A 13,789-nucleotide genomic window follows, 5' to 3' on the forward strand; every position below is an offset into this window, starting at 1 on the left:
TCTATAGGCTTAGTATTCGGCTAGCTCTCGTATAGCATTAATCACTTTATCAGGGTTAGGCATAAAGAATTTCTCCATAGTAGGTGCATAAGGCATAGCAGGGATATCTGGTCCAGCTAGACGCTGAATAGGAGCGTCTAGCTCAAATAAAGCATGCTCAGCAATAATTGCTGCCACCTCTCCTAATAATCCACCTTCTTTGTTATCTTCATTTAAAAGAAGCACTTTTCCTGTTTTCGTTGCCGCTTGAATAATAGCATCCTGATCAAGAGGATACAAAGTACGCAAATCCAAAATATGAGTACTAATTCCTTCCTTCTCAAGCTTTTCAGCAGCCTGCAAGGCAAAATGAAGTGTTAATCCATATGAAATGACTGTAACATCAGTACCTTCTCGCTTCACCTCAGCTTTGCCTATAGGTAAAGTATAATCCTCTTCAGGAACCTCCCCTTTGATAAGGCGGTAACAGCGTTTGTGTTCAAAAAACAGAACAGGATCCTCAGAACGAATAGCTGCTTTTAGTAGACCCTTTGCATCATATGGAGTAGAAGGAGCTACAATTTTCAATCCAGGTGTACTATTAAACATAGCTTCAACACTCTGTGAATGGTATAAAGCGCCATGGACTCCTCCACCATATGGAGCACGCACAACTAAAGGACACGTCCAATCATTATTAGAACGATAACGAATTTTCGCCGCTTCACTTACGATTTGGTTTACAGCGGGCATAATAAAGTCAGCAAATTGAATTTCTGCTATCGGTCTCTTTCCATACATAGCCGCACCAATAGCTACCCCAACAATAGCTGACTCTGCTAGTGGTGCATCAATAACTCGCTCTTCACCGAACTGCTCATACAAGCCCTCAGTAGCACGAAAGACACCACCACGTTTCCCTACATCCTCACCAACAATAAAAACGTTTGCGTCCTTTTCCATCTCTTCCTTCATCGCCAGCGTGATTGCATTGATATATGAAATAACTGCCATTTGCTCTCCCCCCTATTCCGCGTATACATGCTTTAATGCTTCTTCAGGATCTGCATAAGAAGCATTTTCAGCGTATTCTGTTGCTGCATCAACTTCCTGTTTCAGTTGATTCTCTATCTCAGCTAGCTTATCTTCTGTAAGCACGCCACATTCTTCTAGATATTCCTTAAAGCGAACCAATGGGTCAAGCCTCTTCGCTTCCTTAACCTCATCCTGGTCCCGATATGTCCGATCATCATCATCACTAGAGTGTGGTGTTAAGCGATAAGTAACAGCTTCGATTAATGTAGGACCCTCTCCTCGTCTACCACGATCAACAGCTTCTTTCATCGCTTTATACACATCTAAAGGATCATTTCCATCCACACTAACACCTGGCATACCATATCCTATCGCCCGGTCTGCCACACTTTCACAGGCAATTTGCTTTTCAATAGGGACGGAAATAGCATATTTGTTGTTTTCACAGAAAAAGATTACTGGTAGCTTGTGAACTCCTGCGAAGTTTGCCCCTTCATGAAAATCTCCTTGGTTACTAGAGCCTTCACCAAAGGATGTAAAGCAAACTAAATCTTTACCGTCCATCTTCCCTGCTAGAGCTGCTCCGACAGCGTGTGGTACCTGTGTAGTTACAGGAGAAGATCCAGTAAGAATCCTTAGTTTTTTGGAGCCAAAGTGTCCAGGCATTTGACGCCCTCCACTATTAGGGTCTTCTTTTTTAGCGAAGCCAGATAGCATCAGATCACGGGCAGTCATGCCAAACGCTAAAACAACCCCCATATCACGATAATAAGGCGCAGCAAAATCCTTCTCCCGATCTAGAGCCAATGCTGCTCCTACCTGAGCAGCTTCCTGACCTTGACAAGAAATAACAAAAGGAATTTTCCCCGCTCTATTTAGCAGCCACATTCTTTCATCAATTTTCCTAGCTAGAAGCATTAAACGATACATTTCTAACACATCTTCACTACTTAAGCCAAGACTTTCATGACGGTTTTCAGACATACTAATAGCCTCCTCTACCATTGATCAATATTATAGAAACTAATTATAGCTTTAAATATAAGTATTACTTCGTTAAGAAGATAACTGCCGATCCTCTACAGCTAGAGCTGCTTCACCCATTACCTCTGCAAGGCTAGGGTGGGGATGAATAGTCTCACCAATTTCCCATGGAGTTGCGTCTAAGACCATCGCTAAACCTGCTTCAGTAATCAGGTCAGTAACATGAGGTCCAATCATATGAACACCAAGTAAATCCTGAGTAGCTTCATCCATAACGATTTTCACAAAGCCATCAGTTTCACCGTAAATCAATGCTTTTCCTATGGATTTAAATGAAGCTTTGCCAATCTTAACTTTAAAGCCTCTAGCTTTAGCTTCCTCTTCTGTTAATCCAACATTAGCAACCTCTGGCCTGCTGTATGTACATTTAGGCACATGCTCATAGTTAATAGGCTCTGGAGAGTGACCAGCAATTCTTTCTACGGCAACAACCCCTTCATGTGAAGCCACATGGGCAAGCTGTAAGCCACCAATAACATCTCCAATCGCATAGATATGGGATTCCGCTGTTTGTAAGTGCTCATTCACCTCAACAGCACCTTGGACAACCTTAATATCTGTATTTTCTAGGCCGATATTTTCCACATTCGCCTGTCTACCTACACATACAAGCATTTTTTCTGCCTTAAATTCCTCTTCATTGCTGTCACGCTCAACCTTAATGGTTACACTCTGTGTATCCTTCTGTAAGCTGTCACCTAAAACCTTAGCCCCAGTTACAATCTTAACCTTCTTTTTCTTCATTAAACGCTCCATCTCTCTGCTTATCTCTCTATCCTCTTGTGGGAGAATACGATCGGCATACTCAATAATGGTAACCTCTACGCCAAAATCACTCAAGAGTGAAGCCCACTCAATTCCAATGACTCCACCACCGATAATCATTATTGATTGGGGTAAAGCATTAAGCTCAAGAGCCTCGTCACTGGTAAGCACACGATCCCCATCAATTTCTAATCCAGGTAACGTTCTTGGTCTTGAACCAGTGGCTACAATGACATTCTTAGGAATTAAAATTTCATTTTCATCCCCATTACTGAACTCAACAGAAATAGAGCCTGCGGTTGGTGAAAAAATAGAAGGTCCTAATATTCTTCCAAAGCCTTCGATGACATCTATTTTTCCTTTTTTCATTAAATATTGTACACCTTTATGGAGCTGATCTACAATTTTCTGTTTTCTAGCTTGTACCTTTGAAAAGTCAAAGCCAACATCCGTTGCTGTAACACCAAATTCCTCACTATCCTTTAAAGTAGCGTAAACTTCAGCACTTCTTAAGAATGCCTTGGACGGGATACAGCCTTGATGGAGGCAGGTCCCTCCTAGTTTCCTAGCTTCCACCACTGCTGTTTTTAAGCCAAGCTGTGCAGCTCGTATTGCAGCAACGTAGCCTCCTGTTCCGCCACCGAGAATCACTAAATCGTATTCTTTAGACAACGCGCTCTCTCCCTTCTGCTTATATTTCAAGACATATGCTCCAGCATTATGACTACGTACTACTGTTTAGTTATCGCAAAATTATGACCTAGTTCTTAAATCTATTGTCTGCTACTACCTAGCTACTACCTAGCCACAACCTGATCATACAATTGCTCCTGTTCCTCACCACGCAATACGCGTAAACCACCTTCAACAAGAGCCTGTAATTCATTTTCACCGGGCATGACAATAACCTGCCCCAGCCATTCAATACGTTCCTTGATCATTTGAATAAAGGAATCTCCATACGCTAACCCACCAGTTAAAATAATAGCGTCAATTTTGCCCTTTAGTACAACAGAATAGGCTCCAATTTCTTTTGCTACCTGATAAGCCATCGCCTCATAGACAAGCTTAGCCTCCTCATTTCCTTCAGCAATCATACTCTCAACATCTCGAGCATCATTCGTACCTAGATAGCCAACTAACCCACCTAATCCAACTAGCTTCCTAACCATTTCTTTCGAGTAAAATTGTCCCGAATAGCATAAGGCTACTAGATCGCCTACAGGCACACCACCTGCTCTCTCAGGAGAGAACGGACCATCTCCGTTCAAACCGTTATTGACATCAATAACTCGGCCTAGATGGTGAGCTCCTACCGTGATCCCGCCTCCCATATGGCAGACAATCAGCGATAAATCTTCGTACTTTTTCCCAAGCTGACGAGCCATCTTACGAGCCACAGCCTTCTGATTTAAGGCATGAAAAATGCTTCGTCTCTCTATTTCAGGTAGACCAGACAGTCTTGCCACAGGCTGAAGCTCATCGACCACTACAGGATCTACAATAAAAGCCGGTATATTAAACTGTGAGGCAATTTCATGAGCAATAATACCTCCAAGATTAGACGCATGCTCACCATAGCGTCCTCCCTGTAAATCCTCAAGCATACTTTGGTTGACACGATAGGTTCCACCGGGAATAGGCTTTAGCACCCCACCGCGCCCAACCACAGCACTTAACCTTTGCAGGTTAATTCCTTCATTATGCAGCGTTTCTAGGATTGTTTGCTTTCTAAATTGATATTGCTCAAAAACGGTTTTATAGCTTTCTAATTCACTGGTGTCGTGTCTTAAGGTTTCTTCTAAAATCGATCGCTCATTATCGTAAACCCCTATCTTCGTAGACGTTGATCCTGGATTAATGGCGAGCAAACGATACATATTTTGTTCCACTCTCTGCACTCCTATTCTGTCTTCCTATCTTTATTCTATCTATATTTTTCTATCTATATTTTTCTATCTATTTTTAATTAAACTTAGCGATCTATAAGACTTTTATTTCTTCTAAGAAAAGTGCTCTTTGTATTCTTTAGTGCTTCAATTCTTTCCTCAGCCATCCGATCTGCTGCCTTATACGTAGCAATGTGGTCACGGCTTGAAATTTCGAAGACCTTTTCAATGTTCTGATAGATCCCTTCCACCTTTTTCAACGCTCTATCTCGATTGTAGCCTAACAGCTCATCAGCTACATTAATTAAACCACCAGCGTTGATGACATAGTCAGGTGCATAATAGAAGCCCATTTCATGAATCATATCTCCATGACGTTCTTCCTTCAATACATTATTAGCTGCACCAGCAATGACTCTACATTTGAATTGTGGAATTGTAGTATCATTGATGACGGCTCCTAGTGCATTTGGAGAAAAGATATCGCAATCGACAGAATAAATGTCGTTGATATCTACTGCCTTCGCATTAAAGCTCTCCACCGCTCTTTGTACAGACTCTTTATTAATGTCTGTAACTATAAGCTTCGCTCCCTCTTCATGTAGATATTTACACAGGTTATAAGAGACATTACCTACACCTTGCACAGCAATTGTTTTTCCTTCTAAGGAGTCATCACCAAAGGCCTGCTTTGCTGTAGCTTTCATTCCAACATATACTCCATAAGCCGTTACAGGAGAAGGATTTCCACTACTTCCGAAAGCAGGCGAAATTCCTGTTACGTAATCTGTTTCCTCATGGATTAAATCCATATCATCCACTGTTGTCCCTACATCCTCTGCCGTGATGTAGCGTCCATTTAAACCTTGAATATAACGTCCTAACGAACGGAACATAGCTTCGTTTTTGTCTTTTCTAGGATCCCCAATAATAACCGTTTTTCCTCCGCCTAAATTCAAACCAGCTGCTGCTGCTTTATAGGTCATCCCTCTAGCTAGTCTTAGCGCATCTTCAATGGCCTCAGACTCACTGTTGTATACCCACATTCTTGAACCTCCGAGTGCAGGGCCTAATGTTGTATCATGAATAGCAATAATAGCTTTTAATCCAGAAGCTTTGTCCTGACACATTACCAATTGCTCGTAATCATATTTTTCCATGTAATCAAAGATTTCCATACTTGTATAACCTCCAATTTATTATCTGTTTTCTTGATCAGCATAAAGTGACGCTAAGGCAATGGAATATAGCTTTGCCTCAGCTGAATCTGCTCTTGATGTAAGAATAATTGGAGCCTTTGCTCCAACAATAATAGCTCCTACCTTTGCTTTAGCAAAGTATATTAATGACTTATAAAGAATGTTTCCTACCTCAATAGAAGGAACAGCCAGGATATCAGCATAGCCCGCAACCTCTGATACAATCCCTTTATGTGTAGCAGCCTCAAGAGATAAGGCGTTATCAAGAGCCAAAGGTCCATCCACCACACAGCCTTTCAGCTGGCCTCTTTGATTCATTAAAGCTAAAGCAGCTGCATCAAGAGTGGAAGGCATATTTGGGTTTACTACTTCTACGGCACAAACAGGAGCAACCTTTGGACAAGATATTCCTAGAGAATGAGCCACCTTTACAGCATTTTCTATAATAGCGGCTTTTTCTGTTAAGGAAGGTGCTATATTCATTGCCGAATCAGTGACTAAGATTAGTCGATCATAATGTTCAACCTCAAATGCGGCTACATGACTGATTAAATCAGATGCTCGTAAGCCATGCTCCTTACTTAAAACCGCTTTCAGTAAATCAGCTGTAGATACCAAGCCTTTCATTACGATATCTGCCTCACCATCTCTAACCAGTTGAACAGCTAATTGACAACAACGCTTTATATTAGGCTCATCAATAATATGGAACTCTTCTGTCGAGCTACCTATACCTTTTAGTAGCTCTGTTATCTCGGCTTCTTGCCCAATTAAAATAAAATCTGCAATACCCTTAGAACTTGCTTCTGTAACTGCTTGTAATACGTCCAGATCAGCCGCTTGGGCGACAGCAATTGTTTTACGTTTAATCTTCGTTGCAGATTCTATAAGCTCTGCAAAATTCATTGATGATCACATCCGTTTCATCGTAAATCTAATGCTTAGGCACATGTTTTTTCAAATAAGTTGGAACGTACTTATTGCCCCAAATAAATTATTGCAATTTCCATGCCAAATGAATGCAAATGAATTCACAATGATTCCATACATGTGGATTTTCTCTCTAACTAAGCGTTTTTTTAATCATCTTTGATTAGAGTATACCTATAAGTGAAATCGAAAATAAATGTAAATAGTGATAAGTTGCCAATGGCTCTGCATTTAATTGCAGGATAATGCAGTATATTGCAGGCATTTTTTTTCATAATTAAAGTCTATGCTTTTCTAGCTTATAATACAAGCTTCGCACTGATATATGTAATAGTTTTGCAGTCTTTGTCTTATTGTAATCACATGAAGCAAGAACTTTTTGCAAATACTCCTTTTCAAATCTATCCATTACTTCATCTAAGCTTGCAATCTCTTTTGGTGCCTGGAAGGACTTGTCCATCGAAACAGCAGTTTGTAGCTTCGTTTCAAGGGGCAATAGGTATTTTGTTTCTAGGGTCGTGTCAGAGGATTTCATGTGGATCATAGCACGACTTATCACATTCTCTAGCTCTCTCACATTGCCTGGCCAATCATATTGCTCTAAGTAATCAATAGTTGCCTGTGGAATCTGTGTAATTTGTCTTCCATATTCCTCATTAAATTTAGCTATAAAATGTCTTGCTATTCGTTGAATATCACCTTGCCTTACTCGCAACGGTGGGATGTTAATGGGTAAGACATGAATTCGATAATACAGATCCTCACGAAAGCTTCCTTGCTGGACAGCTTTTTCTAGCTGAAGATTTGTTGCTGCAATCACCCGAACGTGGACAGGGACCGTCTTTGTTCCTCCCACACGTACAATTTCTTTTTCTTGCAGGACTCGTAGAAGCTTCGCTTGTGTTTCAAGCGGTAGTTCACCTATTTCATCTAAAAAAATAGTCCCTCCACTCGCCTCTTCAAAAAGCCCTTTCTTGCCCCCTGGTCTAGCCCCAGTAAAAGCACCAGCTTCATAGCCGAATAATTCACTCTCAATTAAATGCTTAGATATAGCCGCACAATTTACACGAATAAATTGATTAAACTTACGAGTACTAGCGTTATGTATCGCATGGGCAAAAAGCTCCTTACCTGTTCCAGACTCCCCACGGAGCAATACGGTAACGGACGTTGTCGCAGCTTTTTTCGCTTGCTCAAGCACCGCCTGCATGGGTTCACTTGCACCAATGATCTCCTCAAATGTATATTTCGCTTCAAGAGTTCTTATGATTTTTCTTGCTCGCTCTAGTTCTGCATTCAGCTTCTTAAGCTCAGAAATGTCATGGATGATGCCGACACTTCCCTTCAGCTTTCCTTCTACATGAACGGGAGCAACATTCACCAAAACATCTTTATGCTGCTTTCCTACCTTCATCGCCGTTCCACGTATAGCTTTACCCGTACGTAGAACCTTCATATGCATACTCTCACCTTCTGAAATATCTACATCAGCAGGCTGACCTATAATGTCCTCTGGCTGCAGACCAATTAGACGAGTATACGCTGGATTAACAAGTAATCCTAAGCCATGTTCATCTACTACGGAAATAGCATCATCAGAGGAATTAATAATGGCTTCTAGAAGGCTTTGAGCCTGTTTCAGCTCCGTAACCTCTTCCGTTAAAACCTTAATATCCGTGACGTCTCGAAACACAGCCACAGCACCAGTTACTTCACCATCATCATTTATAACCGGCACACGATTTGTAATAATTTTCGTATCGTTAATAAGATATTGCTCATGGTTAATTTCAGACTGACCCGTTTGCAAGACGATATCTAGCCTCGTATTTTGAATGACATCTGATGCTTTTTTTCCAATCACAGCCTCAGAGTTTAGTCCTACAATACGTTCTGCTGCTCGGTTAAAAAGGGTAATTACACCTTTTTGATTGACAGCAATCATCCCGTCATAGGTTGAATTCAAAATAATATCCAGCTCATGCTGATAGCTTTTAAGCCTCTGAATAAGCTCTTCCTTCTCTTCAATAAGGCTCATGACAATCTTGGCAATCATTCCGGGGATAACAACCGTATGTTTGGATTTTATTTCACGTAGCTCACCAAAAACCTCATCCTTGCCCGTTGCTTCTATAATGACATCAATCTGTTCATGAATCATCTTCCTGAAGTCTGTACCTGTAGCAATACCATACTTGCGCGCCTCCTTCATTCCAGGAGCGTTCACATTAATGTCTGCTAACCCTGACACGGTGAAGGATTCCGTATTCATAAATTTCTTTAGAAGGGCAGTCCCACCCTTTCCTCCACCTACAATAAAGATTTTCCTCATTATCGACCCACCTTGAAAAAAATTGCAGACTATATGCTCCTATTGTAGTGCTAAAATCAGACAAAAGCAAATACGCTTTTCATCTGATTTGATTTCCTGTATAGTGAACACAAGAACATTAGTATGGAAAGGAAGTACGCTCAGCCATGAGAGCACAGCGATTAGTTGCCTTGTTAATTCTCGTTATTCCAGGGGCATTAGGCATGTATGGAGTGAAGCTATTGAGAGACGCCCTGTTTAGCACCTTTGATCCCGAGACAGGATTTAGATGGGGTATCTTTATTGCAGGGTTACTGTTATTTGTCCTTGGCATCCTTTTTATAGCCGGCTTTATTTTTTATAGCGACAAAAAGAAAAAATTAGTTCAACCTAGATTTAAAAATGATATTGATGACGAAGATTAACGAATCCCCCAGCGATCTACTTTAGAAAGCAGGGGATTTTTTTGTATATAGACCGTAAAGCTGTTTTTTTCAGCATAGACCGCTAGCCCAACAAATAATAAAAGGAATACGCTCTGAACAAAGCTTGAGGCTTGGGTGATAAGAAAGAAGCCAAAAATTCCTCCCACTATATTTGACCCTGTATCCCCTAGCATAGCGATTCTCTGCCTATCATATTGAAAAAGAATAATGGTTGAAATGACAACTGGAATAAGCAAGTAAAGAAGCGCATCAACTAACACAAAGGGTAGGAGGAAGAATAGAAAAATCCAAAAAAACTTAATCACACGTCCCGGACGGACATCAAGCAAATTAAAAAAATGAATCGAAAAAAGCATTAAGGCAGCTAACAGAACCCAATGCAGAAAGCTAGTCTGGTAAAAATAAGAGCAAAACACTGACACGGCAAGTCCATATACAGCTTTTAACATACCTGAGGTCACTCGAAATTCCCTTATAAAGGTTAAAAAGTGCCCTCTAAGTCCCTTTATTTCTTTATCTCCAAAATGGTCATCAATCCACCCTACTAATCCCATCACTGTTATAATGACAAAAAATAAAAGAACCTCCCCCTGATAATCATAAAGCGATTTTAAAAGTACATCATCAAACAAAAACACATAGCCATGAATTAAGATTTGATAAACCGCTGAATGAACTATAATTAAAAGTCCTACGCTTTGAAGAATTAGCTCACCCTTGAAATTAGGAGCATACCAACGATTTCCCTTGAACCAGGTAAGTAGGCTCTTTGTTATAAAATAACTTATACCATAGTAGATAAAATACAAGGAAAAGTAACCTACACTCTCCATGTCCGCCTCCGTGATCGTAATGTTTGATAAACCGCCAATCCCTGCTTAAAGCGATGAAGAAATCCAATAGGTCCACGCCCAAGCTCTCTATGGGTAAAGGGGAGCTCCATCTCTTGGACAACAAACCCTTGATTTAAGCAATCTATCGTTAAACCTACCTCTAAGCCAAAACGATAGCTGCCTTTGAAGCAGGAAAAAAACACATTCCTTTTAATAGCTCTCTGACCACTAAGAGGAGCTAAAAATGTCTTTCCTGTTTTTCTGTGTATCCCTGCTCTAGCCATTCTTTTAATCAGACCAAAGCCACCCTTCTTTGCTGCAGGCAAAGCTGCAATGACCATATCTGCTTCATTATGTAAGATTGGCTGAACAAGCTCAGAGGCCCATGCAGCAGACTCCTCCAAGTCCGCATCAAGAAAAAGAAGAATGGGCTGCCTAGCGAATAAACTCCCTCTCCGAATAGCCTCAGTCTTCCCCTGATTCTGAGAAAATTTAAGAACATGTTTTGTCCAATTTTTGGCTATATTGTATGTTTGGTCCGTGCTCCCATCATCAACAACTATTATTTCTTTGAAAAGCTGCTCTTGGGTTAACGCTGCTAACGTTTGACCAATTCGCTTTTCTTCATTATATGCGGGGATAACTACACTCACCGGAAGGATCATAAAGCTTCCTCCGCAAATAAAAATCGAATCCCTTTACCATCTACTAATTTGTTTCCGATCTTGAGCCTGATTAAAAAAGTTGAACCCATTCCCTCTCGACCTTTTTCTAAGAAATCATGCATTGAAGTATGACTTCCTATCGCAACAATTTTCTCTGCACCAGCTTCATAAGCTAAAAGATACGCTGCGTCCTCACTTGTACCAAGACAAGGAAAGCTAACATATTGGTTGACACCATTACTGGACATTTCCTCTACACCTGGTCCCCTACCATTTGCATACGTATGAACGACAAGCTCAGCACCGCTTTGTAGAGCTGAGGACGAAACACTATCCATGTCACCAATAATTAGGTCTGGCGTTAGACCACAATCAAGCAAAGCGTCTGCACCTCCATCAACACCGATAAGTACAGGGGAATACCTTTCAATATAGGGGCGAATGGCTAGCAAATCCTCAAGGTAGCCCTTCCCTCTAGTTACGACCACAACATGCTTATTTTCAATCAGTGTGTGTATATTTGGTAACAGAATAGGTTTAAGAATATCCTCCATATCACGTTTAGCATAAAACAATGTGTTTTCTGCAAACTGCTGGAGTTGATTCAACGAATTTAGATCAGCCTCTGACCTCTTCAATTGAATTATTTCCTCCGTATACTTAAGTAGCTTAGCTAACTGTACACTTCTTCCATTTTGGAGCTTATATAAATACAAATCATTTATGATACAAACCTCTCCATGTCTAAGCTGCTCAGAAATATAATTTTTGAGCTCCTTATTCTTCCCTGTTTCTTCGCCGTAGCTCAACACATCAAATACGGGAATACCTTGTTTTAAAAGTAAGCTAGTTCCTGAGCTCATATACTCTCCTGACATAGAAGTCCTAATATTGACAACAGCTTTAACCTTTCTATAAATAAGAGCTTTAGCAGCAAGCTCGTCAATATCCTTATGTTGAATAACAGCTATACTTTGTGGTGGAATATATTGTACGAGCTTTTTGGTTTTAGGATTAAAATATGCTGCCCCAGATAGGGTTGTATGTGAAGGTTGTATTTTAAGCATACGATCTCTCCTGTTTCTAATGTCCGTAAAACGTCTTTAGTTTACTTAGTATGTTTCAAAAATCAAAAAACACACCCCTATTCTGGAGTGTGTTTTTATCCATTTTTTAGATTCCTATTTTGTTTAACATTTTCATTCTCGTGCTAACATTTCGTCTGCTATCAAATTTCATTCTTGTTTTCATTCTTATTCGCTTCAAGCTGTCTTCTAATCAACGCTTTCAAAGGATCTTCTATACGCTCAATATAAATATCTCCTTCAAGGGCCTTAGTCTGACATGCTAAGCGATAGCCGTTTTCAAGCTGTATCTCCCCTAGTAGCTTATGCTCAATCTGTGTGGGGCTAGATACCTTACCCTGAGATTGACCTATTACTTTAATCTTACAGGTCGTGCAGGAACCCTTCCCTCCACATTTATGTCTGACCTCAAGGCTTTCACGTATAGCTACCTGAAGAATGGTTTCGCTTTGTTTACATTGAATTTGTTTATTGTCTGAAGTAAATGTGATTTTTGCCATACATATAGTATACACATAATCGCTTACCGTTTCTAACCTATTCCTTTCAGCCTACCTTGTACTCCAAACGTAGCTTGTCTGCTACCATCGCGATGAACTCACTATTAGTAGGCTTAGCTTTATGTGTACTAATCGTATATCCGAACATTTTGTTAATGGACTCAATGTTTCCACGACTCCACGCTACTTCAATCGCATGACGAATAGCTCTTTCCACCCTGCTTGCCGTAGTATTATACTTTTTAGCGATATCTGGATATAAAATCTTAGTGATTGAGCCTAACAACTCCAGATTGTTGTACACCATCGTTATCGCTTCACGCAAATACAAGTACCCTTTAATGTGAGCAGGTACACCAATTTCATGGATAATATTGGTGATTCGAGCATCTAAATTTCTGAATGTCTTTTGGCCTGATGGTCGGTTAAGCTGATTAGACCCCATCACTGAAGAGCCAACAGATGACTGAATTGGGCTGGAGGCAGAAGACATTAATTGACGGATACGGTTTGCTAAAATATCCATTTCAAAAGGCTTAAGTATGTAAAAAGACGCACCTAACTCTACTGCACGTTTCGTTACTTCCTCTTGCCCAAAGGCTGTCAGCATAATAATTTTTGCTTGATTTTGGATGTTGTCCATTCGAATCTTTTCTAGCACAGCTAACCCATCCAAACGAGGCATAATAATGTCTAGAATAATAATATCTGGCTCTTCCTGCTGCAATACATCAAGAATCTCCACTCCGTTAAACCCAACACCAACAATCTCCATATCATCCTGCTCGCTAAAATACTGATTCATTAAATGAATAAATTCCTTGTTATCATCGGCCATTGCAATTCTAATTTTATCCACTTTTTACGCTCTCCCTTCTGGAACAATAAGTCAATCTTATAACAAGCTTTCGACGCTCAAAGAATCGTTTCCTGCACAATATTCAAAAAAAATAATTTACTTACTATTTCGATGAGTAGCCCTTTTTTTCGACTTTTTTCTTACGAAAATTCACTCAAACTTGACTTCTTTTGCAGGATATTACGCTTGCTTGAAAATTGTTTCAATCTACTTAATTACTTCTCAATTAATTACTTTTAATTACTTCTA

The 13,789-nt window shown here is 40.2% G+C and carries 13 protein-coding genes; 1 reads left to right on the forward strand and 12 read right to left on the reverse strand.

Annotated features, from left to right (window positions below):
- Positions 1-9: 9 nt before the first annotated feature.
- From J2S11_RS13510 to J2S11_RS13540, 7 genes are all read right to left on the reverse strand, one after another.
- A complete protein-coding gene (locus J2S11_RS13510) occupies positions 10-993 on the reverse strand; it encodes an alpha-ketoacid dehydrogenase subunit beta (protein ID WP_307395378.1) in 984 nt (327 codons plus the stop codon).
- A 12-nt stretch (positions 994-1,005) separates the two neighbouring features.
- The gene (locus J2S11_RS13515; protein ID WP_307395380.1) at positions 1,006-1,998 is read right to left on the reverse strand and encodes a thiamine pyrophosphate-dependent dehydrogenase E1 component subunit alpha; all 993 of its coding nucleotides are present in this window, start codon (positions 1,996-1,998) and stop codon (positions 1,006-1,008) included.
- A gap of 72 nt (positions 1,999-2,070) precedes the next feature.
- Positions 2,071-3,495 (reverse strand): dihydrolipoyl dehydrogenase, encoded by a 1,425-nt coding sequence (gene lpdA / locus J2S11_RS13520; protein WP_307395382.1) that lies wholly within the window; start codon positions 3,493-3,495, stop codon positions 2,071-2,073.
- 125 nt (positions 3,496-3,620) lie between these two features.
- The gene (buk, locus tag J2S11_RS13525; protein WP_370875523.1) at positions 3,621-4,703 is read right to left on the reverse strand and encodes a butyrate kinase; all 1,083 of its coding nucleotides are present in this window, start codon (positions 4,701-4,703) and stop codon (positions 3,621-3,623) included.
- A 95-nt stretch (positions 4,704-4,798) separates the two neighbouring features.
- The gene (locus J2S11_RS13530; protein ID WP_307395386.1) at positions 4,799-5,890 is read right to left on the reverse strand and encodes a Leu/Phe/Val dehydrogenase; all 1,092 of its coding nucleotides are present in this window, start codon (positions 5,888-5,890) and stop codon (positions 4,799-4,801) included.
- 21 nt (positions 5,891-5,911) lie between these two features.
- Complete coding sequence (gene ptb, locus J2S11_RS13535) at positions 5,912-6,817, reverse strand: phosphate butyryltransferase (protein WP_307395388.1); 906 nt, start codon at positions 6,815-6,817, stop codon at positions 5,912-5,914.
- A gap of 301 nt (positions 6,818-7,118) precedes the next feature.
- Positions 7,119-9,173: a sigma 54-interacting transcriptional regulator gene (locus J2S11_RS13540; protein WP_307395390.1), complete on the reverse strand. Its 2,055-nt coding sequence runs from the start codon at positions 9,171-9,173 to the stop codon at positions 7,119-7,121.
- A 146-nt stretch (positions 9,174-9,319) separates the two neighbouring features.
- On the opposite strand from J2S11_RS13540, the gene J2S11_RS13545 reads away from it, so the two are divergent.
- Positions 9,320-9,577 carry a DUF2627 domain-containing protein gene (locus J2S11_RS13545; protein ID WP_307395392.1) on the forward strand — a complete coding sequence of 86 codons (258 nt, stop codon included), beginning with the start codon at positions 9,320-9,322 and terminating at the stop codon, positions 9,575-9,577.
- Here J2S11_RS13545 and J2S11_RS13550 read toward each other — a convergent pair.
- The 5 genes from J2S11_RS13550 to spo0A form a co-directional block, all read right to left on the reverse strand.
- Positions 9,574-10,431 (reverse strand): hypothetical protein, encoded by an 858-nt coding sequence (locus J2S11_RS13550; RefSeq protein WP_307395394.1) that lies wholly within the window; start codon positions 10,429-10,431, stop codon positions 9,574-9,576. The genes J2S11_RS13545 and J2S11_RS13550 overlap by 4 nt on opposite strands.
- On the reverse strand, positions 10,419-11,096 hold the full coding sequence (locus J2S11_RS13555; protein ID WP_307395395.1) for a glycosyltransferase family 2 protein: 678 nt from the start codon (positions 11,094-11,096) through the stop codon (positions 10,419-10,421). The genes J2S11_RS13550 and J2S11_RS13555 overlap by 13 nt, the downstream gene beginning before the upstream one ends.
- Positions 11,093-12,163, reverse strand: a complete 1,071-nt coding sequence (gene steA / locus J2S11_RS13560) for a putative cytokinetic ring protein SteA (protein WP_307395397.1) — start codon at positions 12,161-12,163, stop codon at positions 11,093-11,095. Before steA ends, J2S11_RS13555 begins: the two co-directional genes overlap by 4 nt.
- Positions 12,164-12,324: 161 nt before the next feature.
- A complete protein-coding gene (locus tag J2S11_RS13565) occupies positions 12,325-12,681 on the reverse strand; it encodes a 2Fe-2S iron-sulfur cluster-binding protein (RefSeq protein WP_307395399.1) in 357 nt (118 codons plus the stop codon).
- Between the two features lie 46 nt (positions 12,682-12,727).
- Complete coding sequence (spo0A, locus tag J2S11_RS13570) at positions 12,728-13,540, reverse strand: sporulation transcription factor Spo0A (RefSeq protein ID WP_307395401.1); 813 nt, start codon at positions 13,538-13,540, stop codon at positions 12,728-12,730.
- Positions 13,541-13,789 lie beyond the last annotated feature (249 nt).

Source organism: Bacillus horti (genome assembly GCF_030813115.1).
Classification (GTDB): domain Bacteria; phylum Bacillota; class Bacilli; order Caldalkalibacillales; family JCM-10596; genus Bacillus_CH; species Bacillus_CH horti.

Excerpts from the sequence above, each read along its gene's own strand:
- ptb (WP_307395388.1), bottom strand. The coding sequence starts at position 6,817 with ATGAATTTTGCAGAGCTTATAGAATCTGCAACGAAGATTAAACGTAAA.
- J2S11_RS13550 (WP_307395394.1), bottom strand. The coding sequence starts at position 10,431 with ATGGAGAGTGTAGGTTACTTTTCCTTGTATTTTATCTACTATGGTATA.
- J2S11_RS13540 (WP_307395390.1), bottom strand. The coding sequence starts at position 9,173 with ATGAGGAAAATCTTTATTGTAGGTGGAGGAAAGGGTGGGACTGCCCTT.
- J2S11_RS13545 (WP_307395392.1), top strand. The coding sequence starts at position 9,320 with ATGAGAGCACAGCGATTAGTTGCCTTGTTAATTCTCGTTATTCCAGGG.
- J2S11_RS13530 (WP_307395386.1), bottom strand. The coding sequence starts at position 5,890 with ATGGAAATCTTTGATTACATGGAAAAATATGATTACGAGCAATTGGTA.
- J2S11_RS13515 (WP_307395380.1), bottom strand. The coding sequence starts at position 1,998 with ATGTCTGAAAACCGTCATGAAAGTCTTGGCTTAAGTAGTGAAGATGTG.
- buk (WP_370875523.1), bottom strand. The coding sequence starts at position 4,703 with ATGTATCGTTTGCTCGCCATTAATCCAGGATCAACGTCTACGAAGATA.
- J2S11_RS13510 (WP_307395378.1), bottom strand. The coding sequence starts at position 993 with ATGGCAGTTATTTCATATATCAATGCAATCACGCTGGCGATGAAGGAA.
- steA (WP_307395397.1), bottom strand. The coding sequence starts at position 12,163 with ATGCTTAAAATACAACCTTCACATACAACCCTATCTGGGGCAGCATAT.
- J2S11_RS13555 (WP_307395395.1), bottom strand. The coding sequence starts at position 11,096 with ATGATCCTTCCGGTGAGTGTAGTTATCCCCGCATATAATGAAGAAAAG.
- J2S11_RS13565 (WP_307395399.1), bottom strand. The coding sequence starts at position 12,681 with ATGGCAAAAATCACATTTACTTCAGACAATAAACAAATTCAATGTAAA.